Here is a 26462-nt window from a genome sequence, read left to right on the forward strand (position 1 = left end):
AACAACTAGATTAAAAAGCTGCTTATATTTAGCAGCTTTTTTCGTCTCCATACATATGTAAAACTTCTTTCGCACGCATACGTAAACCATCTATCAATTCTATCGGTTCTAAAACTTTTGCATCTTTTCCGAGTCTATAAAATAAAGGGGTAATAAAATCGATTTCTCCTTTATCAATTGTTGAATGTATATATCCTGTCCCGTTTTCGTTTGTTACAACGAATTCTTCAAGGTAAGGCACGCTTTTACATTGGCGTACGCCTTCTGTTGACAGTAAAACATGTAACTGAGTAGGATTATGTACTACGTGAGAGTTAGAGGCAAACCACTCTTCTAAATTCATGAATGTATCTTCATTTTCTTCCGTTGATAATATAGAAAGAATACGATCGACGCGATACAGTAATGTTTTTTCTACATTAAAATCATAAGCAGGTAAATACCATAAACCATCATGCGCATATACACCGATAGGATGAACGTGTTTTGTTTTGATCCTTGATTTAGATTCGTATTGAAAGTGTAAATTTTTATTTTCAATAGCCGCGGTTAATACTTCGTGTAAAAGTGGTGTCTCAATTGTTCTCTTCGGATTCCAAAAAGCAATATAAGAACGTATTTTATCAACTTTCGCTTTTGCCTCATTTTGTAGAGAACTATACAGTTTATGCGTAACGGAATTGATTTCTGTGTTAAAAGGTAAGTCTCGATAGTAATTTAAAGATTGAAAAGCAAAAAAGATGGAGACTGCTTCTTCTTCCGTAAATAAGATAGGGGGAATGACTTTATTCGTTAATACTTTATAACCTCCGTTACGACCTTGTTCAGCATAAATAGGTAATCCCATATCACTTAAATCTACAATATATCTATGGACAGTACGAACAGAAATATTAAATTCGTCAGCTATTTCTTGAGCTGTAAATGTCTTTTTGGCAGAAGCAAATATAAGAATATCTAATAAGCGTTTAGCTTTTGACAAATGTATCACCTTTTTTCTTTTTAAACATGACATAAATTGTCGTGTTTTATTGTTAGTATATTGTTTACAGCATAATGTTATCAAGATGAGATGTAAGGAGGAAAAAATATGTCACGTGAAATTGTTTTATTTATTGCGGCGAGCTTAGATGGATATATTGCGAAAGAAAATGATGATTTAGAGTGGTTAATGGAAACGGAAGGAGAAGGAGATAACGGTTATACAGAAATGTATGAAACAATTGATACAATAATTATGGGAAAAAGAACGTACGATTATGTAGTAGAGCATATAGAACCATTCCCGTATTTAGATAAAAAATGTTATGTTTTTTCTAACTCAGAAAAAGGTTCAAACGAACACGTAGAGTTTGTAAATGAAGATGTAGTGGAGTTTACGAAAAGGTTGAAAGAGCAAGAAGGATCTAAAATATGGATGGTCGGTGGAGGGGGTCTACTAAGAGAGTTCTTTAAGAATAATCTAATTGATGAATATGTTGTTACGATTACACCACATATATTAGGCTCTGGAGTGCCGTTATTTCAAGACAAGAACCCGGAAATCAATTTAACTTTAACGGATACGAAACGTTTTGGGCAATTTGTAAATTTATATTATAAAGTTAAATGATAAAGAAACACGACTACTGATGGTAGTCGTGTTTTTGTATAGATGCTAATGAAATGATAAAGCAAGACCCGTAATCGACTTCGCTCGTTACACTAATATTCCCGCCGTGTAGTTCTACAATTTCTTTTACGATAGATAGTCCTAAACCAGTTCCACCTGTAGCTCGTGATCTTGCTTTATCAACTCGATAAAAACGGTCGAAAATGTGAGGGAGGTCTTCAGGCGGAATACCTTCGCCTTCATCTTCAATTGTAATGGAAATACGTTTATGTTCTTTTGTAACAGAAATGTTTATATGAGAATGTTCTTTTGAATGTCTATAAGCGTTATTTAAAATGTTCACCACAACTTGTTCAAATCGTTGTTCATCTAAGTTTACTAGCAGTGTAGGAGGACAAGAGAAAGAAACTTTAATGTATCTTTCTTTATATATGGCATTTACTTTTTCGGCTATGCGAGTTAGGAAGGTGTGTAAATGTACTTCCTTTACTTGAATAGAAAAGTTATGTTGTTCCATTTGTGCAAGTGAAAATAAATCTTGAACTAAGTTTGTAATGTAATCAGACTCATCTTTTATAATTGATAAATATCGCAAACGTTGCTCTGGGGGTGTGCTTTCTTTTAAAGCAATGTCAGCGTAACCTCTTACGTATGTTAATGGTGTTCGTAATTCGTGAGCAACACTTGCTAGAAATTCACTTCGCTCTGTTTTCATATAATGTAAATCATTAGCAAGCGTTTGAATAGATGATGCTAGTTCACCAATTTCATCATTTCGAGTAGTCGTTAACGAAACTGATAAATCGCCTTTACTCATTTTTTCAGTGGCATGTTTCATGTGTAACAATGGTTTTGTTAACAACCGTGATAAGAGAAAGATAGTGATGGCTGTTAATAAAAACGTAATGACGCCGGCAATAATGAATTGTCTTGTTAGCCCATTCACCATCTTTTCAATGGATTCTGTCCCAAGAAACATGTACACATAGCCTTCATGTTTTCCATCTACTACAATGGGACTAACTGTACATATATAATTAGATGTTTTCCAATGATTCTCTATAATTGCGCCTTCATGATTTGTCCGTGTTTGCATCTTTTTAATATGCTTTTTTATAGTAGTATTTATTTCGTTGGATTTAGCTAGTACATCCTTATTTGCATTTGTAATAACGACAGTCGTTTCGGCTTCGGATTCCATTAGTGCAACATGGGAGATTGTTTGCTTATCAAAATACTTTTCAAGGACATCCCGATGACTATTTCCGCGCTTTAATAAAGCTGTCATTTCTTCATTTACTCTATTGTTGACAAGGCTATAATAAAGCAAGACAAATAGAACACTTTCAATTAAAAGTGTAACAATTAAAAAATAAAATCCGAGTTGAATAGAAATTCGCTTCATCGTTTTGCTCCTTACTCTAGAGTATCAACCCATCGATACCCGACTCCGTAAACTGTTTTTAAGTGGTGATCAATAGGGAAATTTACTTTTCGTAATTTTTCACGCAAATTACGAATATGTGAATCGACTGTTCGATCTTCTGTATTTGTATTTAACCCCCAAATTCGTTCAATAAGCTGATCGCGGCTCAATACGTAGTTTACATGGCGTAAAAATAATCCGAGTAAAGAGAATTCAATTGGAGTGAGAAGAAGTTCTTCATTATGTACAGAAACGAAATGCTTTGCCTCATCCCATAAAATGCCGTCATATTGGATTTGGGCGTGTTGATTCGTTCGCCTTAAAACAGCTTCAATTCTTGCGAAAAGCTCCTCTTCATGGAAAGGTTTCGTTACGTAATCATCCGCTCCCAGTATCAACCCTTGGATGACATCTACTGTTTGATCACGAGCAGTTACCATAATGATAGGAACGTTACTAAATGATCGAATTCTTTTGCACGTTTCCCACCCATCCATCTTTGGCATCATAATATCAAGTAAAACAAATTTAAAGTTTTGATTTTCTATATGTGAAATCGCTTCTTCTCCAGATCGTGCACATATGCAGTTATATCCAATTGGAGTAAGATAAAGTGTTAATAATTCAAGCATTCTCGGCTCATCATCTACGAGTAGTATATCGACCATAGAGTACCTCCGCATTTGTAGTTATTACTTAAATTGTAAGTCAAAATCATGAAGAAATGGTGCAGATTATTATGCATCTGCATAATTTCTTCAGAATTGCTTGTTATTGTAAAGTTGAAATTCCATTTTAGGTAATGATATTGGCTCAAAAACGATTCATAAGGAGGCGGTATAGTGAAAAAAATGACCCGAATTTTTGGGATAACAATAATTACAGCAGTGGGTCTTGCTGCATGTGGACAAACGAATACAGACCATAAAAACCATGAAGCTACAAAAGAGAAGAAAACAGAGCAAAAGGAAATGAAAATGGTTCAGGAAGTAACTGCGCCGAAAGAAATGAACCAAGGGGCATCGAATGATTTATTAACGACAAGTCTAAAAAATGTGACGAGGTTAAATACAAATGATCCCCTGCAAATGGCAGTGTTAACTTCGCAAACGATATGGCCAGCAACCCATAAAGAGAACCAGCCAGGTGCTGTTATTTTAGTACCAGCAAGCGAGTGGCAATTAGGCATTGCGAGCGCGGACCTTATTCATCATCCGAATAACGGGCCGATTTTATTTATAGAAAAAGAAAAGGTACCCGAAATGACGTTAAAAGAAATAAAACGGCTAAATCCGCTCGGAACGAAAGATGGAACACAAATTATGGTAATGGGGGATGTAGGTGCTAGCACGCTTGCACAATTAAAAGATTATAAAGTAAAGCAAATAAAGGAAACGGATCCAGCTATATTCGCTAAAGATGTGGATAAAGAATACACCGATATAACAGGAAGCTACCCAAATAGTGTTATTATCGGTTCGTCTGAAGAAGAAGGACGTTTATATACAACACCCGCTGTAAACTGGATTTCTCATATGCCGGAACCACTACTGTATACAGAAAAGGATAAAGTGCCAGAAGCGACAATAGAGGCATTAAAGATGAGAAAAGATAAAGCAAATATATATTTACTAGGACCAGAAAAAATTGTTTCAAAAGAAGTAGAAAAAGAGTTAAGCAAATACGGGAAAGTAACGCGTATTAGCGGTGAGAATCCAACAGAAAATTCTATCGCATTTGCGAAGTTTAAAGATGAAAAAACAAAATTTGGCTGGGGATTCATAAAACCTGGTCACGGTTTATCATTTGTTTCAAGCAAAACACCAGATTTAGCAGTTGCTGGGGCACCATTTTCACATATGGGTAAACATGCCCCTGTTATCTTTTTAGAGGAAGGAAAAGCTTCACAACCAGTGTATGACTTCCTTGCAAGTATTCAGCCGAAGTTTAAAGATGACCCAACACTTGGACCGTATAATCACGGCTTCTTATTAGGAAGTACGAGTGATATTTCATTCGAAACACAAGGAATATTAGATGAGAGATTAGAGATTGTGCAAGAAAGTGGTCAAGGGCATGATGGGCATTAATAAAAGGAGTAAAGGCGCTACTGAGGTAGCGTCTTTTTCTTTAGGAAACTTTTACATAGCAAAAAATCTTCTACTCGTTATATAATAGCTTTCGTGCAGTCGGCTAGATTTTCTTATGGAGAAAATCAAATTATAAAGGAGTAGAGGAGTGGTATTTTGTTTCAAACGATAAAAAATGACTGGTTTTCTAATGTGAGAGGGGACGTGTTATCAGGAATTGTCGTTGCTTTAGCATTAATCCCTGAAGCGATAGCCTTCTCTGTTATTGCAGGCGTGGATCCGACAGTTGGACTATACGCAGCCTTTTGTATTGCGGTTACCATTTCATTTGTTGGCGGAAGAACTGGAATGATTTCAGCTGCAACAGGTGCAATGGCATTATTAATGGTAACGCTTGTTAAAGATCATGGTTTGCAATATTTATTTGCTACAACAATATTAACAGGTATCGTCCAAATTATTTTTGGCGTGTTCAAACTGAGCTCATTTATGAAGTTTGTTCCGAAATCTGTTATGAGTGGTTTTTTAAATTCACTTGGAATTTTAGTTTTTACAGCGCAATTACCGCATTTTAAAAATGCAACTTGGCAAATGTATGCACTCGTTGTATTAGGACTTGCAATTATATATTTATTTCCACGTATTACAACGGCTGTACCTTCTACGCTTATTTCAATTATTATTGTGACGAGTATTGCACTTATGAGCGGATTACAGTTGAAAACAGTAGGGGATATGGGAAGCCTACCGAAAGAATTACCGTTCTTTAGTATTCCTGATGTGCCATTTACATTAGAAACATTAGGGATTATTTTACCTTATGCAGTTATGCTTGCAATCATTGGTTTACTAGAGTCTTTATTAACAGCTTCAGTTTTAGATGATATGACGCATACGGAAAGTAATAAGCATAAAGAGGCACGCGGACAAGGGATCGCAAACGTTGTTGCTGGTTTCTTCGGAGGAATGGCAGGTTGTGCAATGATTGGTCAATCTGTTATTAATATTAAATCAGGTGGACGCGGACGATTATCGACGTTTATAGCGGGCGGGTTTTTAATTGTATTACTATTCGTTTTAGGTGATTATGTTGTTCATATTCCGATGGCAGCATTAGTTGCAGTTATGATTATGGTTTCGATCGGAACATTTGATTGGAACTCTGTAACAACGATTCATAAAGTACCAAAAGGGAATGCATTCGTTATGATCGTAACAGTAGTAGTCGTTCTTATTACCCACAATTTAGGGTTAGGCGTAGTCATTGGGACAGTAATTAGTGCCGTATTATTTGCATTCAATATGGCAAAGATTCACGTGAAACATTTATATATTGAAAATAAGAAAATATACGAAATTCACGGTCAACTTTTCTTTGCGTCTACGGCAGATTTTATAAATGCTTTTTCATTTAATGAAGATGTGAAAGAAATTGAGATGAACTTTACTCATGCGCATGTATGGGATGATTCAGCAGTGGCATCAATTGATAAAGTTATCATGAAGTATGAACAAAGTGGTGTGAAAGTGAGTATAACGGGATTAAATGAACGTAGCTCAAAACTTGTTGCAAATTTAGCTACTTATAATAAAAGAATTGCTAGTTAAAAGCCTCCTTTTTAGGGGGCTTTATTATATAATACGAGTAGGATAACGAAAAGGGGATTCAGCATATGTACAAACAAATTATATTAGCATGTGATGGTTCTGAACATGCACTTCGAGCAGCGGAGCATGCAACATATATTGCGAAATGTAGCGAAGAAACAAATGTTGAAGTTGTGTACGTAGTAGATAATAGAACGGCAAAATCAGATATTATACAAGGTCAAACAGATTTAGAAACAATATCAGCTAGTCGAAAAGATAAATTAAAAGAGATTGAAGGTTTATTAAAGAAAGAGAACATTTCTTATACAATTACGATATTACATGGTGATCCTGGAGATACGATTGTTCAATATGTAAATACAGGAGATATAGATCTTGTTATCGCTGGAAGTAGAGGATTAAATACATTGCAAGAAATGGTGCTTGGAAGTGTAAGTCATAAAATAGCAAAACGAGTGAAATGTCCGGTGATGATTATAAAATGAAATAGAATGTAACGAAGACCTTAGTATAACTGAGGTCTTTTTTATGTATAAATGACTCTTATTTGTGGAAATACTAGATATATAAGTTGAAAAGATGTTAACTTACAAATTTGTAAGTTAGTTGTTAGAGAAATCGATGTTATGAAATTTTTCCCATTGGTAAAATAAAAGTATCAAAGGGGAGATAGGGAGGATGGAAGCAATGAAATCATTTCAAAATTTGTCATATAGTCAAGGGGTAAGTTTAATTTGTCTAGGGGGATTTGCTGCATCTGTTACGTTAGCTGTTTTAATAAAGGTGTTTCATCAAATCTTTTAATATTAGAGTAGGGAAGGAATTGGTTGTTATTATTAGTAGGAACAGCAATGAAAATAAAAAATAGCTCTTAGCATGTATGTAGATGCTAAGAGCTATTTTTATGCTTGTTATATGTTATTTAAGCTTGTTTTGATTTTACTGACCCTGTCTTTAAAGTAAGAGCAAGGAAGAACATTGCAAGTACGCAAGATGCGAGTAATAAGATGAATCCGCCATCCCATCCGAATGCATCTACGATAAAGCCCATAGCTGCACTAGCGAAAGCAGCTCCGCCTAAGTAACCGAAGAATCCAGTTAAGCCTGCTGCAGTTCCAGCAGCTTTCTTTGGTGCTAAATCTAGAGCGTGTAGACCAATTAACATAACCGGTCCGTAAATTAAAAATCCAATTGCGACAAGTGCGATACTATCAACCATTGGATTACCAGGAGGGTTTAACCAGTAAACAAGAACTGCGATAAATACACCAACCATAAATAAAATACCAGCAGGTGCACGACGTCCTTTAAATAGTTTATCACTCATCCATCCGCAAAGAAGTGTACCTGGAATACCAGCCCATTCATATAGAGCGTAAGCAGTACGTGAGCTACTATGAGTAAAGCTTTTTTCTTCTACTAAATAAGTAGGAGCCCAGTCTACAACGCCGTAACGTACGAAATATACGAAAACGTTCGCAATAGCGATGTACCATAAAAACTTATTGTTTAATACATATTTAAACAAAATTTCCTTTACTGAAAGCTCGCGTTCGCGATCTTTTACTTTTTCATCTGGTGGATATTCCCCAGTATGTTCTTCAATAGAAGGTAGTCCACAAGATTGAGGCGTATCTTTCATCGTAATTAATACATAAATACCAACTAAAATTGAAAGAATACCTGGGAAGTAAAAAATACTTTTCCAGTCATCTGCGAAGAAGTATAAGCCTAATGTTACAAGGGAAGGCATAAGCGCTCCGCCAACATTATGAGCGACGTTCCAAATAGACATTTTTGTACCACGTTCGCTAATAGAGAACCAGTGAACCATCGTACGACCACAAGGAGGCCATCCCATACCTTGTACCCATCCATTTAAAAACTGAAGTACAAACATAAGTATAATGCTCGTTGTAATGAAAGAAAATGAGCCGAAAATAATATTAATGATACCTGATAAAAATAGCCCAGCTGCTAAAAAGTAGCGAGGATTACAACGATCGGATACGATACCCATAAGAAATTTACTTAATCCGTAAGCGATAGAAACTGCTGAAAGGATAACCCCAAGTTCCCCTTTACTAAAGCCTTGCTCGATTAAGTATGGCATTGCTAGTGAAAAGTTTTTTCGAACAAAGTAGTAACCTGCATAACCGATGAAGATACCTAAGAATACTTGTAAACGTAATTTACGGTATTCGCTATCAACGCGATCAGCTGGTAAGCATTCCGCGTGGGGCGCAGGTTTAAATAATTGTGTGAAAAACATAAAATGAAAATCCTCCCCTAATTAATTCGAAGCGTTTTAAGACAGAGAACATAAAAAGGCCATGAAATATAAAAAAGTTTCCTTTTTTATGATTCATAGCCGTGTACTCCGTTTCTCCGTGACTGTCAATATTAACTTCGTCGAAAATTATACAACTTTGTGACAAAAATGTAAACGTTTTTATGAATAAAAGTATTGACGGATTTTGTTCGTGGGATTAATATTTAAATACATTAAATATTTTATTGTTTAAATAAGAGGTGGATAACATGCCAAATGATATGACGCATATCGATAAAATTCAAGCTCTTGCCTTTTCGATTGGAAAGAAAATGCAGACGGAGTTATTAGAACAAATGCAAGCGACAGGACTTACACCACCGCAGTTTTATATTTTAAAGATTTTAGATCATTATGGGGCTTCAAGAGCGACAACATTAGCGAAAAAGATGTATGTGAAGCCTAGCGCGATTACAGTGATGATTGATCGTCTAATCGATCAAGAACTTGTAGAACGCTATCACGACAAAGATGACCGTCGCGTTGTCATCATCGAGTTAACGAAAAAGGGGAAATCTAGAGTAGAAGAGGCAATGACAGCTCGTAACGAGCATATTGCAAAATACTTTTCACATTTAGAGTTGCAAGAAAGAGAAGATTTATTACGTCTCTTTGAGAAGTTAGAAACCATTATTTGTGGGACACAAGAGAAAAAAGAGAATAACTAAGAGGAATTGAGGAGATTACATGGAGCAACAAGAAAATCAAAATAGAAAGTTGTTGTTAATCGGTTTAATTATCGCGATGCTATTTGCTGCATTAGATGGAACAATTGTTGGTACAGCAATGCCACGTATCGTCGGTGACCTAGGTGGATTAAGTTTAATGACATGGTTAACAACAGCTTATATGTTAACATCAACGACAGTTGTACCAATTGCAGGTAAATTAGCGGATTTACTTGGTCGTCGTAACGTATATATAACAGGGCTAGTTATTTTCATGATTGGTTCGGCGTTATGTGGTATGGCAAATGGTATGACAGAATTAATTATTTTCCGTGGTATTCAAGGTCTTGGTGGCGGTATTATGATGCCAATGGCTATGATTATTATTGGAGATATGTTCACGGGGAAAGAACGTGCAAAATGGCAAGGTATTTTTGGTGCGTTATACGGCCTTGCTTCTGTAATTGGACCACAAGTTGGTGGTTGGATTGTAGATGCAGTGAACTGGAGATGGGTATTCTACATTAACTTACCGGTTGGTATTTTAGCAACAATCTTTATTGCAATGGGATTAAAATCGCATAAACAAACAGGACCAATTAAAATTGATATCGCTGGAATCTTTACGATGATTCTCGGTGTTGTAAGTTTATTACTTGCGCTAACGTTTGGCGGAAAAGATTATGCATGGGATTCTTGGCAAATTATCGGTTTATTTGCACTAGCTGTAATTGGTATTGTTAGCTTTGTTATCGTTGAAACGAAAGCTGAAGAGCCAATTTTACCAATGCATTTCTTTAAAAATCGCACATTTACAATACTGAATGCGATTGGATTCTTTATGAGTATTGGAATGTTCGGCGCGATTATGTTCGTACCATTCTTCATGCAAGGTATTGTAGGAGTAAGTGCTGCTGAATCAGGAACAATTATGACTCCAATGATGATTACAATGATTGTGATGAGTATTATCGGTGGGCAACTTGTATTAAAAGTTGGTGTAAAACCACAAATTATCGCAGGTATGCTTATTATGGCCGGTGGTTTCTGGTTATTAACAACGATGGATATGCACACAACGAAGCTTACAGCTACTTCTTATATGATGGTTATCGGTTTAGGAATGGGTCTTGTAATGCCGACATTAACATTAGCGTTACAAGAAAGCTTCCCGAAAAAAGACCTTGGTGTTGTAACATCATCAAGTCAGTTCTTCCGACAAATCGGTGGTACATTTGGTATTACAATTTTAGGATCAATTATGAATAACACTTCAGGTACGACATTAACAAAGAATTTAGTACCTGTATTAGATACATTCCCGAAAGAAGCGGGACAAATGGTAACGAAATTTAAAGATATGATTCACACAGATCCACAAGGTTTATATTCGATGCTATTTAGCCCAGAGGCATTAAAACAAATGCCAGAAGCGTTCGCTAACAGTATTGTACCTATTTTGAAAAACTCTTTAGTAGACTCGCTTCATACTGTATTCTTAACAGGATTAGTATTTATCGTAGTAGGTGCTATCTTTACGATTTTCTTACAAAAAATTAAACTATCAGATCGTAAAAAAGATGCTGAAGAGCCTGCTGTAGAAGAAAAAGAAAAAACTGTATCATACTCATAATGAAGAAGCATCGCCTTATGGCGGTGCTTCTTTGAGTATAACCTTAAAAGCTTTTTAGTGAGAAATGATTGACGTATTTTTAGAAATACGTTATATTATTTTCTGTAAACGGTTACATGAAGTGAGGAGAAAAGAGAATGAGTACGATCAAAGACGTTGCGAAATTAGCGGGAGTATCTGTTGCGACCGTTTCCAGAGTTCTAAATAAAAATGGATATGTTCACGAAGATACATTAAAAAAGGTAGAACGTGCAATTGAGATGTTAGATTATAAGCCTAGTACAGTAGCGCGTTCACTGTATAATAAAAAGTCTCGTTTAATTGGCTTAGTTGTTCCAAATATCGTGAATCCATTCTTTCCGGAAGTTGCACGTGCCGTAGAAGATGTAGCACATAAACAAGGTTACACAGTTGTCCTTTGTAACTCTGATGAAAGTTTAGAAAAAGAGAAACAATATATTGATGTGCTTAGACAAAATAATGTAGATGGATTTATTGTAGCAACGAATCCACAAAATAGTGTTAATTACATGAATGTATCTGTTCCAGTTGTTGCGATTGACCGTATGTTTAATGAGCGTATTCCTACTGTATATGCAGATAACTATGCAGGAAGTCAGGCTGCGACAAAGTTGTTACTAGATAAAGGATGTAAACATATTGCACATATTCGCGGTCCACGTGATGTGAGTACTGCAAATGAACGCTTTGAAGGTTTTGTAGACGTTATTACGCAAAATAATCTTTCGTATATGATTGCAGAGAGTACGTTTGATCCAGCAAATAGTGAGCGTGTAGCGATGGAATTATTAGAAGAATACCCGCATATTGATGGTATTGTTGCTGGGAATGATTTAATTGCGATTGGTATTGTAAAGGCTGCACTTCAAAAGGGGATTGTCATTCCAAATGATTTACAAATTATCGGATTTGATGGAATTTCTTTAACGGAAATGATGTATCCATCTATTACAACAGTTGCACAACCGATATATGAAATGGGGAAAATTGCAACAGAGTTGTTGCTAGAGCAAATGGAAGGAAATACATTAGAAGAGAAACACTATCGTTTACCGATTGAAATTATAGAACGAAATACAACGAAGTAAGGAGATGAAACAGATGCCAAATATTGCAGTAGTAGGAAGCATTTCAATGGACTTAGTGGCTGTTTCAAAGAAACGGCCGAAAGCAGGAGAAACAGTAATTGGTGAAGAGTTTCATACAATCCCAGGAGGGAAAGGGGCAAACCAAGCAGTTGCTGCAGCTAGGTTAGGAGCAAATGTAGCAATGGTTGGAGCCGTAGGAAATGATGATTATGGAACAGTAGTTAGAAAAAATTTAGAGGACGAACGCGTTTTTATCGATTATGTGGTACCGGTTACAGATAGAACGACAGGAATTGCTCATATCGTTTTAGCAGAAGAAGATAACAGTATCGTTGTCGTACAAGGGGCAAATGCTTTTGTAAACAAGTCAGTGGTAGATCGCTCCAAAGACCTTCTTGTAAAAGCGGATATGGTTGTTCTTCAACTGGAAATTCCACTTGAAACAGTAAAATATGTATTAGCTATTTGTGAGGAACATAACATTCCTGTTATGTTGAATCCAGCGCCAGCACAAGTTTTATCAGAAGATATTTTAGAAAAAGCAACTTATATTACGCCAAATGAACATGAGTGCCGCATCGTATTAGATGATTTTACATCACCAATTGAAGATTTATTGGCGAAGTATCCAAATAAATTATTGATGACAGAAGGTTCTAAAGGTGTCCGTTTCCATAATGGAACAGAGATTGTACATGTTCCTAGCATTGCTGTTGATGTAGTGGATACAACTGGAGCTGGTGATACATTTAATGGTGCGCTAGCAGTTGCACTTTCTGAAGGAGAGACACTTCAAAAAGCAATTCGTTTCGCGAATATTGCTGGTGGTCTTTCTGTAACAAAACTTGGAGCACAGGGCGGTATGCCAACGAGAGATCGAGTACGTGAAGTGCAGGTGATTGTTGGATGAAAAAGCATGGTGTATTAAACAGTGAAATCGCGGCAGTCCTTGCTTCACTTGGGCATACAGATATGGTTGTAATTGCTGATTGCGGGTTGCCGATTCCGGATGGAGTAAAACGAATTGATTTAGCTGTTGAGATTGGAAAACCGAGTTTTTTAGAGGTGTTACAAGTTGTAGCTGATGATATGGCAATTGAAAAAGTGACGTTAGCAGAAGAAGTCATTATAAAGAATGCGGAAGTAAATAAAGAAATCGAGCAGAAATTAATAGAGCCAGCATTTGAGTATGTATCTCATGAACAATTTAAAGAGCATACAAAGAAAGCGAAGGCGATTATTCGTACAGGTGAGGCTACGCCTTATGCAAATATAATTTTACATGCAGGCGTGATTTTTTAATAAAGGGAAGTGATGAGAATGCATATTGAAATGAAAAATATTTCAAAAGCGTTCAATGGCAATCCTGTTTTGAAGAATGCACAGTTTATGATTGAAACAGGAGAAGTTCATGCATTGATGGGGGAAAATGGAGCGGGTAAATCAACGCTCATGAAGATTTTAACAGGTGTATATAAAAAAGATGGTGGGACGATCACGATTGATGGGCAAGAGCGCACCTTTAAAAATGCGAAAGAAGCTGAAGAGTACGGCATCGCATTTATACATCAAGAACTAAACATATTGCCGAATTTAACAGTAGCTGAAAATATGTTTCTCGGTAAAGAGTTAATGTATGGGAAAACAGGTATTTTACGCACTCGACAAATGAACGCGATTGCGCAGCAACAACTAGCAGAGCTAGGATTGCATGTAAGAGGCGCTATGTTAGCAGAGGAATTATCGGTTGGACAACAGCAAATTATCGAAATTGCGAAAGCATTAATGACAAACGCGAGCGTTATTATTATGGATGAACCTACTGCGGCACTGACGGATCGTGAAATCGAAACGCTCTTTACAGTAATTAATAAGTTACGTAAAGAAGGTGTTTCATTCGTGTACATTTCGCATCGTATGGAAGAGATTTTCTCAATATGTGATGCTATTACGATTTTGCGTGATGGAGAATACGTGGGAAAGAGATTAATTCCAGAAACATCATTTGATGAAGTAGTGAGTATGATGGTGGGGCGCAGCATTGGTGAACGTTACCCAGAGCGAAATAGTCAAATTGGTGATATCATTTTTGAAATGCGTAACGGAACGAAGAAAGGGAAATTTGAAAATGTTTCGTTTCAAGTGAGGAAAGGTGAAATCCTTGGTGTAGCTGGTTTGATGGGGGCTGGTCGCACTGATATTATGAAAGCGATATTTGGTTATGAACCTTTAGACTCTGGACAAATTTTTATAAATGGACAAGAAGTAAAGATTGATAGTCCAATAGATGCAATTAGACAAAGAATTGCTTTTATTACAGAAGATAGAAAGTCTGAAGGATTAGTGTTAGATTTTTCAATTCGAGAAAATTTAGCTTTACCGAATTTAGAAAGTCTTTCAAAGGGAAGTGTTCTAAGCAATGAGCTAGAACAACAGTTTACAGAGGATATGATGAAGCTTCTTAATGTGAAAGCATCTAGCGGAGAGCAGGCAGTGAAATCTCTTTCTGGTGGAAATCAGCAAAAGATTGTAATCGCAAAATGGCTAGGCATTTATCCGCAATTACTCATTTTAGATGAGCCAACAAGAGGTGTTGATGTTGGAGCGAAAAAAGAAATTTACTCTATTATGAATAAGCTTACAGAGCAAGGCGATGCCGTTATTATGGTATCATCTGAGCTTCCGGAAGTTTTAGGGATGAGTGATCGAGTTCTTGTTATTCATGAAGGAAAAGTCGGCGGAATTTTAGGGAAAGATGAGGCATCACAAGAGTCTATTATGGCACTAGCTACAGGGGGAGAGTAAGGATGGCTAAGAAGGGGAATGTATTACAACAACTCGGTTCTTTAATCGGTTTAGTATTAATTATCGTCGTAATTACAGCTTTAAATCCAGCGTTTATTGAAATTCCAAATTTATTTAATATACTGCGTCAAGTATCGATTAATGCGCTTATTGCATTCGGAATGACCTTCGTAATTTTAACAGGGGGTATTGACTTATCGGTAGGTTCTATTTTAGCATTATCAAGTGCACTTGTTGCTGGAATGATGGCAAGTGGCATGGATCCGTTCCTTGCAATGGCAGTTGGACTATTAGCAGGTCTTGTAATGGGAATTGTAAACGGTATCATCATTGCGAAAGGAAAAGTAGCTCCATTTATTGCAACTTTAGCAACAATGACTATTTTTCGTGGGTTGACGCTTGTTTATATGGACGGACGTCCGATCACTGGTCTTGGTGATCATTTAATGTTCCAGATGTTTGGCCGCGGTTATTTTCTTGGTATTCCTGTACCAGCTGTTACAATGATGATCGCTTTCGCAGTACTGTACTTCATTTTGAAGAAAACGACATTTGGTCGCCGTACATTTGCAATTGGTGGAAATGAAGAAGCAGCAGCACTATCAGGTATTAATGTTACGAGAATTAAAGTAATGATTTACGGTCTTTCCGGAATTTTGGCAGCGCTTGCAGGTATTGTCTTAACATCACGATTAGATTCTGCACAGCCGACTGCAGGTACTTCTTATGAATTAGATGCAATTGCAGCAGTTGTATTAGGTGGAACAAGTCTTTCTGGGGGAAGAGGATGGATTGTTGGTACATTCATCGGTGTACTTATTATCGGTGTACTAAATAACGGTTTAAATTTATTAGGTGTATCTTCTTTCTTCCAACAAGTTGTAAAAGGACTTGTAATCTTACTAGCTGTATTAATTGATCGCCGAAAAGAAGCGTAATGGAGGGACAGTTCATGAAGAAATGGTTACTTATACTCGTTGCATGTATTATGGTCATTACTGCTGGTTGTTCAATGGAACCACCAGAATGGGCAAAGGATTCTAGCGATAAAGGTCGAAATAAAACTATTAAAGTTGGATTCTCTGTTTCAACTTTAAATAATCCCTTCTTTGTAACTTTGAAAAAGGGTGCAGAAAAGAAAGCGAAAGATAGCGGCATCGAATTGATTGCTGTTGATGCACAAAATGATGCAGCAAAGCAAACGAACGATGTTGAAGATTTAATTCAAAAGGGTGTCGATGTAGTTGTTATTAATCCGACCGATTCAGATGCTGTTGCTTCAGCAGTAAGTGCGGCAAATGCAGCGAATGTTCCTGTTATTACAGTAGACCGCGTTGCGAATTCAGGTAAGGTTGTTTCTCACATTGCATCTAATAATATCGAAGGTGGTCAAATGGCTAGTGATTACATTCGTGAATTAGTCGGCGATGGAGCAAACGTTGCTGAGTTAGAAGGAATCCCTGGATCGTCTGCTGCTCGTGAACGTGGGAAAGGATTCCATAACGTAGCCGATAAGTCTTTACAAGTAGTTGCCAAACAAGCGGCTGATTTTGATAGAGCGAAAGGATTATCTGTTATGGAAAACATTTTGCAAGCAAATAGCGATATTAAAGCCGTGTTTGCGCATAACGACGAGATGGCATTAGGTGCACTTGAAGCATTGAAGTCTGCTGGAAAAACGGATGTAGTCGTTGTTGGATTTGATGCAACAGAAGATGCTGTGAAAGCGGTTAATGATGGGCGTATGGCTGCAACAGTCGCTCAAAAACCAGAATTAATCGGAGAGAAGGCGATGCAAACAGCAAAAGAGATAACACAAGGTAAAAAAGTGGACAAATCTATTCCGATTGAATTAGAGCTTATTAAGAAAAATAAATAAATATAAAATGAAAATTAGGAAGGAAGAACAACAAATGAAATTCTTTATTGATACAGCAAACATTAACGAAATTAAAGAGGCAAATGCATTAGGCGTATTAGCTGGAGTAACGACAAATCCATCACTTGTAGCAAAAGAAGGCGTAGATTTTCACGAGCGCATTCGTGAAATTTGCAACGTTGTAGAAGGTCCTGTAAGTGCAGAAGTAATTAGCTTAGAAGCTGATAAAATGATTGAAGAAGGAAAAGAATTAGCGAAAATTGCTCCAAACGTTGTTGTAAAAGTTCCAATGACAACAGAAGGTTTAAAAGCAGTAAAAGCATTCTCTGACTTAGGAATTCGTACAAACGTTACATTAGTATTCTCAGCAGTTCAAGCGTTACTTGCAGCTCGTGCTGGTGCAACATACGTTTCACCATTCTTAGGTCGCTTAGACGATATCGGTCATAACGGTATGGACTTAATTCGTCAAATCGCAGAAATCTTTGCGATTCATGGCATCGAAACAGAAATCATTGCAGCATCTGTACGTCACAGTGTTCACGTAACTGACGCAGCATTAAACGGTGCACATATTGCAACAATCCCAGCAAACGTAATTGCTTCATTAGTGAAGCACCCATTAACAGATCAAGGAATTGAGAAATTCTTAGCTGATTGGGAAAAAACACAAGAGAAATAATAGAAAATCAAGAATCCTAGTTTAATTGACTAGGATTCTTTTTTATTTAAAAGAATTTTCATGCAATTTTGCATATTGTCTTTTAAATTTGTTATATAAGATATTTAATATATATCACATAACTCTTTATTTTTCATATTTCGATATAAAGTGGAACTTTAATCAGTGGGGGCTTTGTTCATCACCACACTGATTATTAGTTAAACCAAGGGATAAACAGATAGAGGGTCTGACCAGAAAACTGGAGGGCATGATTCTATAACAGAAAGTTTAATGTTTATAGAATTATGTCTTTTTATATAGGGAGGGTAGTAAACAGAGATTTCGACAAAAATGCACCGATTTATCTGAATTTTAAGTTTTATAAAAGGAGAGAAATGGAATGAGAAGAAAAGCCCCATTTAAAGTGTTGTCATCATTAGCAATTGCAGCAATTATCGGATGCACATCTGTAATGAGTGCGCCGTTAGCATATGCAGAAACGCCAGCAAAAGAGAAAGAGAATGTGTCTACAACGCCAATTGATTACAATTTAATTCAAGAAGATCGTTTAGCGGAAGCTTTGAAAGAAAGAGGAACAATTAATCCAGCATCTTCTAAAGAAGAGACGAAAAAGGCTGTCGAGCAATATATTGAAAAGAAACAAGGAGATCAGGCGAACAAAGAAATTCTTCCAGATGCTCACTCACAAGAAACGTCTGATTTCACAAAAAAAGTAAAAGAGAAAAAGATGGAAGAAAAGGAAAATGTAAAAAAGACTGAAAAAAATATTAATCTTGAGCAAAAGCCAGAACCAAATAAAAAGCAATTGAATGGGCAAGTTCCAACTTCAAAAGCAAAGCAAGCTCCATATAAAGGATCTGTTCGATCGGATAAAGTATTAGTGCTACTCGTTGAATTTAGTGATTATAAACATAATAATATTGATCAAACACCAGGTTATATGTATTCGAAAGACTTTAGTAGAGAACATTATCAAAAGATGTTGTTCGGTAAGGAGCCTTATACATTATTTGATGGTTCAAAAGTAAAAACGTTTAAACAATACTATGAAGAGCAGTCTGGTGGTAGTTATACGACAGACGGATATGTAACGGAGTGGCTAACTGTTCCCGGAAAAGCATCTGATTATGGAGCTGATGGTAGCAGTGGTCACGATAATAAAGGTCCGAAAGGTGCACGTGATTTAGTGAAAGAAGCTTTGCATGCAGCTGCTGAGAAAGGACTAGATTTATCCCAGTTTGATCAATTTGATAGATATGATACAAACGGAGACGGGAATCAAAATGAACCTGACGGTGTAATTGATCATTTAATGGTAATCCATGCTGGTGTTGGTCAAGAAGCTGGTGGCGGTAAATTAGGTGATGATGCAATCTGGTCACATCGTTCAAAATTAGCAGTAGATCCAGTAGCGATTGAAGGTACGAAATCAAAGGTAGAATACTTTGGTGGTAAAGTAGCAGCACATGATTACACAATTGAACCAGAAGATGGAGCTGTAGGTGTGTTTGCACATGAATTTGGGCATGATCTTGGATTACCAGATGAATATGACACGAAATATACTGGAAATGGTTCACCAGTCGAAGCTTGGTCATTAATGAGTGGAGGTAGTTGGACAGGGAAAATCGCAGGAACAGAGCCGACTAGTTTTTCACCACAAAATAAAGACTTCTTACAAAAGAATATGGGTGGCAACTGGGCAAAAATATTAGAAGTAGATTACGATAAAATTAAGAGTGGTGTGGGAGTTCCTACATATATTGATCAAAGTGTTACGAAATCAAATCGTCCCGGCGTTGTACGTGTTAACTTACCAGGTAAAAGTGTTGAAACGATTAAACCGGAGTTTGGAAAGCATGCATATTATAGTACAAGAGGCGATGATATGCATACAACGTTAGAGACACCATTCTTTGATTTAACGAAAGGAACAAATGCAAAATTCGATTATAAAGCAAATTATGAGTTAGAAGCAGAGTGCGATTTCGTCGAAGTACATGCAGTAACAGAAGATGGAACGAAAACATTAATTGATAGACTTGGAGAAAAAGTAGTCCAAGGAGATAAAGATACAACAGATGGGAAATGGATTGATAAATCATATGATTTAAGTCAATTTAAAGGCAAAAAAGTGAAACTACAATTCGACTATATTACAGATCCGGCTGTAACATATAAAGGTTTTGCGATGGACAATGTAAATGTAACTGTTGATGGACAAGTTGTATTTTTTGATGATGCAGAAGGACAGTCTAAAATGAATTTAAATGGTTTTGTTGTTTCTGATGGGACAGAGAAGAAAGCTCATTATTACTACTTAGAGTGGAGAAACTATGCGGGATCAGATAATGGTTTAAAAGCAGGAAAAGGTCCAGTGTATAATACAGGTCTTGTCGTTTGGTATGCAGATGATAGTTTCAAAGATAACTGGGTTGGGATGCATCCAGGTGAAGGATTCCTTGGTGTTGTTGACTCTCATCCAGAAGCGCTAGTTGGTAATTTAAACGGCAAACCAGCATACGGTAATACGGGCATGCAAATTGCAGATGCTGCATTTTCATTTGATAAAACACCAGCATGGAGTGTAAATTCATTAACACGTGGTCAGTTTAACTATTCTGGATTACAAGGTGTTACAACTTTTAATGATTCAAAAGTATATAGTAACAAGCAAATTGCAGACGCAGGAAGAAAAGTTCCAAACCTTGGACTTAAATTCCAAGTTGTTGGACAGGCAGAAGATAAATCGGCAGGCGCTGTTTGGATTAAACGTTAATAACATAAAAGCACATTCTTCATATGAAGAGTGTGCTTTTTAATTTGTACAGTAAGTTATTATTTTAATTTGTACAGTAAGTTATTATTTTAGTTTATCCCGCATTAACGGTCAGTAAGATCCCCACCTCAAAATTCAGCGGAAGTAAAGAAATTAGGTGGGAGATCAACTGCCCGTAAAAGCCCGATTGGTTCAACTAATAATCAGTGGGGATGAACAAACCCCCACTGATTAAAGTTTCACTTTATGTAATACAAGTGTTTATTCATGTGTACTGTATCAAATTATGTGGGGAAAGGAAATATTTCCGAGGAAATTGTCGAAGTATCGTCAGTATTTATAAACTTTCTGTTTAAAAGAGGAGATGTATTATTGCCTTTACGGCTCAATTTATTTACATTGTTATTTAGTTATACACAAAAGTAATATATTGGGCAAAAAGAGTTCTATTCGATAGGGCTCTTTGGTTTTGTATTTGATATACAAATATTAACCTCAATTGTTTGGAAATGTATCTTCTTGTTTAGCGTCATTTGGACTTTAACTGCAGTTTTTGTTTTTCGTTTATATGAAGAGCGAGATGAGCCGTTACCTTTTATATTTAAAGTAATTGGAATTATTCCAACGCTTCTATTATATTACGGATTATATCAATATGCATTTTAAAAAAGACAACGATGGATTATCCCATCATTGTCTTTTTTACTTTGCTTCTTACATAAATCATCCCAGCAAATGTTAATAAAAATGCTGTCCCGATAATGAAGCTGATGCTAGGTGATGCTCCGATTGCACCGACTGTAAAGGAGCCAGCAACAACTCCTAATGAGAAGAAGGCATAAAATAATCCGAATGCCTTTCCGCGATTATCGTCTGTAGTATTTTCAACGAGTAAAGCGTTAATAGACGGAAAGAGGATTGCGAATCCAATTCCATAAATCATCATTACGATAAAGAGCATACCTTTTGTAGCAAATAATCCGAGTAAAGATAATGCGAATGCCATAACTGCAATTCCGATTAGCATTAGTTTCGAACGATTAAATCGATCGTAAATACGATTTGTTGGAAGCAAGAAGAAGAGGATAGCAGTTATACCAAATACACTTAACATCATGCCTGTTGTGGATGCTTTAAGCGTTAATGCCTCAACTTTTACTGGTAACATATAAGTGACAATTCCTTGTGAAAACATTAATGTGAAAGCACCAATATATGCTTGTAATAACGGTTCTGATTTTAAAAGTTCAACCATATCTTCTTTGTTCATCATTTGCGTTCTTGATGTATCTTTTCTTGATACGTTATTTGGTAAGAAGAATAGAGATACGATCGTACCAAGAGCCATTAAAATAGAAATAGTAATGAAGACCCATTCTACGCCAGCTGTTGCTTTCATAATACCGCTGAAAGCCGGTCCTACGATTGCGGCTGTTCCAACAGCAGCACCAGATAGAGCCATTGCTTTTCCTTGTCTTTTTGCATTTGTTTGTTTTGATAAAAATGTAAAGGCAGCAGGAATTAAAAAGCCATCACTAAATCCATGCATAAAGCGAACAACTAATAGTTGTTCACCACTTTGAACAACGGTGTATAACAAGACTATGAAACTCGTAATTCCCATGCTTATATAAAGGATTTTTTTTGCACCAAATTTATCGACAGCTGCTCCAGCAATAATATTACCGATCATATTAGCGAATGAGTACATACCGACAACTAGCCCGATAATAAGAGGGGTTCCTCCAAGGCTTTGAGCGAAAGTACTCATAATAGGTAATTGTGAAAATGTATCTAAAAAAGCCACGATAACGATAAAGTAAATAAAATATTTCAAGCGATATTCACCTCTCCTATGCTATTATGGCACAATGCTAATTTCACCTGCAATGAAATTGAATTAACAGATGTGGAAAAAAGTACAAAGTGACAAAATATTGAACGTTATTTGTAAAAAATTAGTAGAGATGCGATTGTTTTTTTGAAATATATGGATAGAAGTATTATAATAGAATTGTAAACTTCACCAGGTTAAGTATATACATAGAGAGGGATGTATAAAATGAAAGCACTACTTTGGCATAATCAACGTGATGTACGAGTAGAAGAAGTACCAGAACCAACAGTAAAACCAGGAACAGTGAAAATCAAAGTTAAATGGTGTGGTATTTGTGGGACAGACTTGCATGAATATTTAGCAGGGCCTATTTTTATTCCAACAGAAGAACATCCATTAACACATGTGAAAGCACCTGTTATTTTAGGTCATGAGTTTAGTGGTGAGGTAATAGAGATTGGTGAAGGAGTTACATCTCATAAAGTGGGAGACCGCGTTGTTGTAGAACCAATTTATTCTTGTGGTAAATGTGAAGCTTGTAAACATGGACATTACAATGTTTGTGAACAACTTGTTTTCCACGGTCTTGGCGGAGAAGGCGGCGGTTTCTCTGAATATACAGTAGTACCAGAAGATATGGTTCATCACATTCCAGATGAAATGACGTATGAACAAGGTGCGCTTGTAGAACCAGCAGCAGTAGCAGTTCATGCAGTACGTCAAAGTAAATTAAAAGAAGGGGAAGCTGTAGCAGTATTTGGTTGCGGTCCAATTGGACTTCTTGTTATCCAAGCAGCTAAAGCAGCAGGAGCGACTCCTGTTATTGCAGTTGAACTTTCTAAAGAACGTCAAGAGTTAGCGAAATTAGCAGGTGCGGATTATGTATTAAATCCAGCAACTCAAGATGTGTTAGCTGAAATTCGTAACTTAACAAATGGTTTAGGTGTAAATGTTAGCTTTGAAGTAACAGGTGTTGAAGTTGTACTACGTCAAGCGATTGAAAGTACAAGCTTCGAAGGACAAACTGTAATTGTTAGTGTATGGGAAAAAGACGCAACAATTACTCCAAATAACTTAGTATTAAAAGAAAAAGAGGTTATTGGTATTTTAGGATACCGTCACATCTTCCCAGCTGTTATTAAATTAATTAGCTCTGGTCAAATTCAAGCAGAGAAATTAATTACGAAAAAAATTACAGTCGATCAAGTTGTTGAAGAAGGATTTGAAGCACTTGTAAAAGATAAAACACAAGTGAAAATTCTTGTTTCACCTAAATAAGATAGAATCGAATAGAGTAGCCCTTTTCTAGAAATAGAAGAGGGCTACTTTTTTTCTATACTGAAAGGTGATAGACTTTCCTTTGACTAAATGTATTTTTGTTTGGAAGGGAGAATCTAATGCTTTCATTTTTGTTAACTTTAAAGCGAATGTTAAGAGCCTGTTTACGAGCGTGGAAAGATAAAGAATTTCAAGTATTATTCGTATTAACAATTTTGACTTTAATATCGGGTACGATTTTTTATAGTACAGTTGAAGAATTACGTCCTATTGACGCTTTATATTTTAGTGTGGTCACGTTGACGACTGTCGGTGATGGGAATTTTAGTCCGCAAACTGATTTCGGAAAGATATTTACAATCTTATACATATTTATTGGGATTGGATTAGTGTTTGGATTTATTCATAAGTTAGCAGTTAATGTACAATTGCCAAGTATATTATCGAATAGAAAAAAAGAGTAAAGCATTCAGATGCTTTACTTTTTTTTTACATTAGTTTAGACAAGCCTTAATAATAGTTTATTAAAATGAAAGTGTATTTATTCATTATATTCACTGTGTATAAAGTTATAATGATATGAACATTTGCATATTTTAATTTAGTGATAGAAATTTCGTGAAAGGTGGGATATTCTAGTCATAGGTTAACCGGACGACATCATAGGATCCTAACAAAATGTTTACAATAATTCAATTATAAAATGGAGGATTTTATATGAAAAAGAAAGTACTTGCTTTAGCAGCAGCTATTACATTAGTTGCTCCATTACAAAGTGTTGCATTTGCTCATGAAAATGATGGGGCACAGAGATTTGGAGTTATTCCGCGCTGGTCTGCTGAAGATAAACATAAAGAAGGCGTGAATTCTCATTTATGGATTGTAAACCGTGCAATTGATATTATGTCTCGTAATACAACACTTGTAAAACAAGATCGAGTTGCACTATTAAATGAATGGCGTACGGAGTTAGAGAACGGTATTTATGCTGCTGACTATGAAAATCCTTATTATGATAATAGCACATTTGCTTCACATTTCTATGACCCTGACAATGGGAAAACTTATATTCCGTATGCAAAGCAGGCAAAGGAAACGGGAGCTAAATATTTTAAATTAGCTGGTGAGTCTTACAAAAATAAAGATATGAAACAAGCATTCTTCTATTTAGGATTATCTCTTCATTATTTAGGGGATGTAAATCAACCGATGCATGCGGCAAACTTTACGAACCTTTCATATCCACAAGGGTTCCATTCTAAATATGAAAACTTTGTAGATACGATAAAAGATAACTATAAAGTAACGGATGGAAATGGATATTGGAACTGGAAAGGTACGAATCCAGAAGATTGGATTCATGGAGCGGCAGTAGTTGCGAAACAAGATTACGCTGGCATTGTAAATGATAATACGAAAGATTGGTTCGTGAGAGCTGCTGTATCACAAGAATATGCAGATAAATGGCGCGCTGAAGTTACACCAATGACAGGTAAGCGTTTAATGGATGCACAACGTGTTACTGCTGGATATATTCAGCTTTGGTTTGATACGTACGGAAATCGTTAAGTATTTAAAAAAGGTCAAATCTCAGAATAGAGTATTTGGCCTTTTTATCACTATACAATACATGGAGGTATGAAACGTGAAAGGTAAATTGCTAAAAGGTGTACTTAGCTTAGGTGTTGGTTTAGGGGCTTTATATAGCGGAACGTCAGCTCAAGCAGAAGCGTCTACAAATCAAAATGATACATTAAAAGTGATGACGCATAATGTATATATGCTATCAACAAACTTATATCCGAACTGGGGACAAACTGAGCGTGCTGATTTAATTGGGGCGGCAGATTATATAAAGAATCAAGATGTAGTTATATTAAATGAAGTGTTTGATAATAGCGCCTCAGATCGTTTATTAGGGAATTTGAAGAAAGAATATCCAAATCAAACAGCGGTATTAGGTCGTAGTAGTGGTAGCGAATGGGACAAGACGTTAGGAAACTATTCATCTTCAACTCCTGAAGATGGTGGCGTTGCGATTGTGAGCAAATGGCCAATCGCTGAAAAGATTCAATATGTATTTGCAAAAGGATGCGGGCCAGATAATTTATCGAATAAAGGATTTGTATACACGAAAATTAAGAAAAATGATCGTTTCATTCACGTGATTGGTACGCATTTGCAAGCGGAAGATAGCATGTGCGGAAAAACTTCACCTGCATCTGTACGTACAGACCAATTAAAAGAAATTCAAGACTTTATTAAAAATAAAAATATACCAAAGAATGAGTATGTGTTAATTGGTGGTGATATGAACGTAAATAAAATAAATACAGAGAACAAGAATGATTCAGAGTATGCATCTATGTTTAAAACATTGAACGCTTCTGTACCATCTTATACTGGACATACAGCGACTTGGGACGCGACGACAAACAGTATTGCAAAATATAATTTCCCTGATAGTCCTGCTGAGTATTTAGATTATATTATTGCAAGTAAAGACCATGCGAACCCATCGTATATAGAGAATAAGGTGTTACAGCCGAAATCTCCACAATGGACTGTTACATCATGGTTCCAAAAATATACGTATAATGATTACTCTGATCATTATCCAGTAGAGGCGACTCTTTCTATGAAGTAGTTTCAAAAAGTTTCTTCGTAAAGAAGAAACTTTTTTTATTTGCAAACAGGAAAATCACACTTTCTTTCCAA

General features: G+C 36.2%; 24 protein-coding genes and 1 pseudogene. 20 read left to right on the top strand and 5 right to left on the bottom strand.

Translation table 11 applies throughout. The features are described 5' to 3' along the window. Positions 1 to 28: 28 nt before the first annotated feature. Positions 29 to 1015, bottom strand: coding sequence for a helix-turn-helix transcriptional regulator (locus tag BAQ53_RS03030; RefSeq protein ID WP_208906473.1), 987 nt, complete (start codon positions 1013 to 1015; stop codon positions 29 to 31). A 75-nt stretch (positions 1016 to 1090) separates the two neighbouring features. Here BAQ53_RS03030 and BAQ53_RS03035 point away from each other — a divergent pair, with 75 nt between their 5' ends. Continuing rightward, positions 1091 to 1612: a dihydrofolate reductase family protein gene (locus BAQ53_RS03035; protein WP_199697158.1), complete on the top strand. Its 522-nt coding sequence runs from the start codon at positions 1091 to 1093 to the stop codon at positions 1610 to 1612. 13 nt (positions 1613 to 1625) lie between these two features. Here the strand turns inward: BAQ53_RS03035 and BAQ53_RS03040 are convergent, their stop codons facing one another. Beyond that, a complete protein-coding gene (locus tag BAQ53_RS03040; protein ID WP_208906474.1) occupies positions 1626 to 3017 on the bottom strand; it encodes a sensor histidine kinase in 1392 nt (463 codons plus the stop codon). An 11-nt stretch (positions 3018 to 3028) separates the two neighbouring features. Beyond that, positions 3029 to 3706 carry a response regulator transcription factor gene (locus tag BAQ53_RS03045; protein ID WP_208906475.1) on the bottom strand — a complete coding sequence of 226 codons (678 nt, stop codon included), beginning with the start codon at positions 3704 to 3706 and terminating at the stop codon, positions 3029 to 3031. Positions 3707 to 3880: 174 nt separating this feature from the next. Between BAQ53_RS03045 and BAQ53_RS03050 the strand changes: the two genes are divergently transcribed. From BAQ53_RS03050 to BAQ53_RS03065, 4 genes are all read left to right on the top strand, one after another. Next, positions 3881 to 5128 (top strand): cell wall-binding repeat-containing protein, encoded by a 1248-nt coding sequence (locus BAQ53_RS03050; protein ID WP_000738852.1) that lies wholly within the window; start codon positions 3881 to 3883, stop codon positions 5126 to 5128. A gap of 156 nt (positions 5129 to 5284) precedes the next feature. Next, complete coding sequence (locus tag BAQ53_RS03055; protein ID WP_000487913.1) at positions 5285 to 6736, top strand: SulP family inorganic anion transporter; 1452 nt, start codon at positions 5285 to 5287, stop codon at positions 6734 to 6736. Positions 6737 to 6801: 65 nt separating this feature from the next. After that, on the top strand, positions 6802 to 7224 hold the full coding sequence (locus tag BAQ53_RS03060; RefSeq protein ID WP_000277998.1) for a universal stress protein: 423 nt from the start codon (positions 6802 to 6804) through the stop codon (positions 7222 to 7224). Positions 7225 to 7426: 202 nt separating this feature from the next. Beyond that, positions 7427 to 7543: a DUF4027 family protein gene (locus BAQ53_RS03065; RefSeq protein ID WP_000834733.1), complete on the top strand. Its 117-nt coding sequence runs from the start codon at positions 7427 to 7429 to the stop codon at positions 7541 to 7543. A gap of 118 nt (positions 7544 to 7661) precedes the next feature. On the opposite strand, the gene glpT is transcribed toward BAQ53_RS03065, so the two are convergent. Further along, positions 7662 to 9011, bottom strand: a complete 1350-nt coding sequence (gene glpT / locus BAQ53_RS03070) for a glycerol-3-phosphate transporter (protein ID WP_208906476.1) — start codon at positions 9009 to 9011, stop codon at positions 7662 to 7664. Positions 9012 to 9280: 269 nt separating this feature from the next. Between glpT and BAQ53_RS03075 the strand changes: the two genes are divergently transcribed. The 11 genes and pseudogenes from BAQ53_RS03075 to BAQ53_RS03125 form a co-directional block, all read left to right on the top strand. Next, positions 9281 to 9739, top strand: coding sequence for a MarR family winged helix-turn-helix transcriptional regulator (locus BAQ53_RS03075; RefSeq protein ID WP_001132366.1), 459 nt, complete (start codon positions 9281 to 9283; stop codon positions 9737 to 9739). Positions 9740 to 9758: 19 nt separating this feature from the next. Further along, positions 9759 to 11372, top strand: a complete 1614-nt coding sequence (locus BAQ53_RS03080) for an MDR family MFS transporter (protein ID WP_000437640.1) — start codon at positions 9759 to 9761, stop codon at positions 11370 to 11372. Between the two features lie 137 nt (positions 11373 to 11509). Next, positions 11510 to 12481 (top strand): ribose operon transcriptional repressor RbsR, encoded by a 972-nt coding sequence (gene rbsR / locus BAQ53_RS03085; RefSeq protein WP_000104059.1) that lies wholly within the window; start codon positions 11510 to 11512, stop codon positions 12479 to 12481. A gap of 13 nt (positions 12482 to 12494) precedes the next feature. Next, positions 12495 to 13391, top strand: coding sequence for a ribokinase (rbsK, locus tag BAQ53_RS03090; protein ID WP_061883778.1), 897 nt, complete (start codon positions 12495 to 12497; stop codon positions 13389 to 13391). Continuing rightward, on the top strand, positions 13388 to 13783 hold the full coding sequence (gene rbsD / locus BAQ53_RS03095; protein WP_000716135.1) for a D-ribose pyranase: 396 nt from the start codon (positions 13388 to 13390) through the stop codon (positions 13781 to 13783). Before rbsK ends, rbsD begins: the two co-directional genes overlap by 4 nt. An 18-nt stretch (positions 13784 to 13801) precedes the next feature. Continuing rightward, positions 13802 to 15286 carry a ribose ABC transporter ATP-binding protein RbsA gene (gene rbsA, locus BAQ53_RS03100; RefSeq protein WP_208906477.1) on the top strand — a complete coding sequence of 495 codons (1485 nt, stop codon included), beginning with the start codon at positions 13802 to 13804 and terminating at the stop codon, positions 15284 to 15286. A gap of 2 nt (positions 15287 to 15288) precedes the next feature. Next, complete coding sequence (locus tag BAQ53_RS03105; RefSeq protein ID WP_001074641.1) at positions 15289 to 16224, top strand: ABC transporter permease subunit; 936 nt, start codon at positions 15289 to 15291, stop codon at positions 16222 to 16224. A 14-nt stretch (positions 16225 to 16238) separates the two neighbouring features. After that, positions 16239 to 17165, top strand: coding sequence for a ribose ABC transporter substrate-binding protein RbsB (gene rbsB / locus BAQ53_RS03110; RefSeq protein WP_000758971.1), 927 nt, complete (start codon positions 16239 to 16241; stop codon positions 17163 to 17165). A gap of 34 nt (positions 17166 to 17199) precedes the next feature. Further along, the gene (fsa, locus tag BAQ53_RS03115; protein WP_000667661.1) at positions 17200 to 17847 is read left to right on the top strand and encodes a fructose-6-phosphate aldolase; all 648 of its coding nucleotides are present in this window, start codon (positions 17200 to 17202) and stop codon (positions 17845 to 17847) included. A 382-nt stretch (positions 17848 to 18229) separates the two neighbouring features. Then, a complete protein-coding gene (gene inhA2 / locus BAQ53_RS03120; RefSeq protein ID WP_208906478.1) occupies positions 18230 to 20629 on the top strand; it encodes a M6 family metalloprotease immune inhibitor InhA2 in 2400 nt (799 codons plus the stop codon). A gap of 453 nt (positions 20630 to 21082) precedes the next feature. After that, a pseudogene (locus BAQ53_RS03125) lies at positions 21083 to 21295 on the top strand (hypothetical protein); the annotation flags it as partial. 16 nt (positions 21296 to 21311) lie between these two features. On the opposite strand, the gene BAQ53_RS03130 reads toward BAQ53_RS03125, so the two are convergent. Continuing rightward, positions 21312 to 22466, bottom strand: a complete 1155-nt coding sequence (locus BAQ53_RS03130) for an MFS transporter (RefSeq protein ID WP_046946755.1) — start codon at positions 22464 to 22466, stop codon at positions 21312 to 21314. A gap of 225 nt (positions 22467 to 22691) precedes the next feature. Between BAQ53_RS03130 and bdhA the strand changes: the two genes are divergently transcribed. From bdhA to sph, 4 genes are all read left to right on the top strand, one after another. Continuing rightward, on the top strand, positions 22692 to 23744 hold the full coding sequence (bdhA, locus tag BAQ53_RS03135; protein WP_000645827.1) for a (R,R)-butanediol dehydrogenase: 1053 nt from the start codon (positions 22692 to 22694) through the stop codon (positions 23742 to 23744). 119 nt (positions 23745 to 23863) lie between these two features. Continuing rightward, complete coding sequence (locus BAQ53_RS03140; RefSeq protein WP_000948209.1) at positions 23864 to 24208, top strand: potassium channel family protein; 345 nt, start codon at positions 23864 to 23866, stop codon at positions 24206 to 24208. 253 nt (positions 24209 to 24461) lie between these two features. Then, positions 24462 to 25313: a phospholipase CerA gene (cerA, locus tag BAQ53_RS03145; protein ID WP_000730995.1), complete on the top strand. Its 852-nt coding sequence runs from the start codon at positions 24462 to 24464 to the stop codon at positions 25311 to 25313. Between the two features lie 76 nt (positions 25314 to 25389). Further along, positions 25390 to 26391, top strand: a complete 1002-nt coding sequence (gene sph / locus BAQ53_RS03150; RefSeq protein ID WP_000676791.1) for a sphingomyelinase C — start codon at positions 25390 to 25392, stop codon at positions 26389 to 26391. Positions 26392 to 26462 lie beyond the last annotated feature (71 nt).

Source organism: Bacillus sp. B25(2016b), from assembly GCF_001679765.1.
GTDB lineage: Bacteria > Bacillota > Bacilli > Bacillales > Bacillaceae_G > Bacillus_A > Bacillus_A thuringiensis_K.

Excerpts from the sequence above, each read along its gene's own strand:
- BAQ53_RS03030 (WP_208906473.1), bottom strand. The coding sequence starts at position 1,015 with ATGTCATGTTTAAAAAGAAAAAAGGTGATACATTTGTCAAAAGCTAAA.
- BAQ53_RS03035 (WP_199697158.1), top strand. The coding sequence starts at position 1,091 with ATGTCACGTGAAATTGTTTTATTTATTGCGGCGAGCTTAGATGGATAT.
- BAQ53_RS03040 (WP_208906474.1), bottom strand. The coding sequence starts at position 3,017 with ATGAAGCGAATTTCTATTCAACTCGGATTTTATTTTTTAATTGTTACA.
- BAQ53_RS03045 (WP_208906475.1), bottom strand. The coding sequence starts at position 3,706 with ATGGTCGATATACTACTCGTAGATGATGAGCCGAGAATGCTTGAATTA.
- BAQ53_RS03060 (WP_000277998.1), top strand. The coding sequence starts at position 6,802 with ATGTACAAACAAATTATATTAGCATGTGATGGTTCTGAACATGCACTT.
- BAQ53_RS03065 (WP_000834733.1), top strand. The coding sequence starts at position 7,427 with ATGAAATCATTTCAAAATTTGTCATATAGTCAAGGGGTAAGTTTAATT.
- glpT (WP_208906476.1), bottom strand. The coding sequence starts at position 9,011 with ATGTTTTTCACACAATTATTTAAACCTGCGCCCCACGCGGAATGCTTA.
- BAQ53_RS03075 (WP_001132366.1), top strand. The coding sequence starts at position 9,281 with ATGCCAAATGATATGACGCATATCGATAAAATTCAAGCTCTTGCCTTT.
- BAQ53_RS03080 (WP_000437640.1), top strand. The coding sequence starts at position 9,759 with ATGGAGCAACAAGAAAATCAAAATAGAAAGTTGTTGTTAATCGGTTTA.
- rbsR (WP_000104059.1), top strand. The coding sequence starts at position 11,510 with ATGAGTACGATCAAAGACGTTGCGAAATTAGCGGGAGTATCTGTTGCG.
- rbsK (WP_061883778.1), top strand. The coding sequence starts at position 12,495 with ATGCCAAATATTGCAGTAGTAGGAAGCATTTCAATGGACTTAGTGGCT.
- rbsD (WP_000716135.1), top strand. The coding sequence starts at position 13,388 with ATGAAAAAGCATGGTGTATTAAACAGTGAAATCGCGGCAGTCCTTGCT.
- rbsA (WP_208906477.1), top strand. The coding sequence starts at position 13,802 with ATGCATATTGAAATGAAAAATATTTCAAAAGCGTTCAATGGCAATCCT.
- BAQ53_RS03105 (WP_001074641.1), top strand. The coding sequence starts at position 15,289 with ATGGCTAAGAAGGGGAATGTATTACAACAACTCGGTTCTTTAATCGGT.
- rbsB (WP_000758971.1), top strand. The coding sequence starts at position 16,239 with ATGAAGAAATGGTTACTTATACTCGTTGCATGTATTATGGTCATTACT.
- fsa (WP_000667661.1), top strand. The coding sequence starts at position 17,200 with ATGAAATTCTTTATTGATACAGCAAACATTAACGAAATTAAAGAGGCA.
- inhA2 (WP_208906478.1), top strand. The coding sequence starts at position 18,230 with ATGAGAAGAAAAGCCCCATTTAAAGTGTTGTCATCATTAGCAATTGCA.
- bdhA (WP_000645827.1), top strand. The coding sequence starts at position 22,692 with ATGAAAGCACTACTTTGGCATAATCAACGTGATGTACGAGTAGAAGAA.
- BAQ53_RS03140 (WP_000948209.1), top strand. The coding sequence starts at position 23,864 with ATGCTTTCATTTTTGTTAACTTTAAAGCGAATGTTAAGAGCCTGTTTA.
- cerA (WP_000730995.1), top strand. The coding sequence starts at position 24,462 with ATGAAAAAGAAAGTACTTGCTTTAGCAGCAGCTATTACATTAGTTGCT.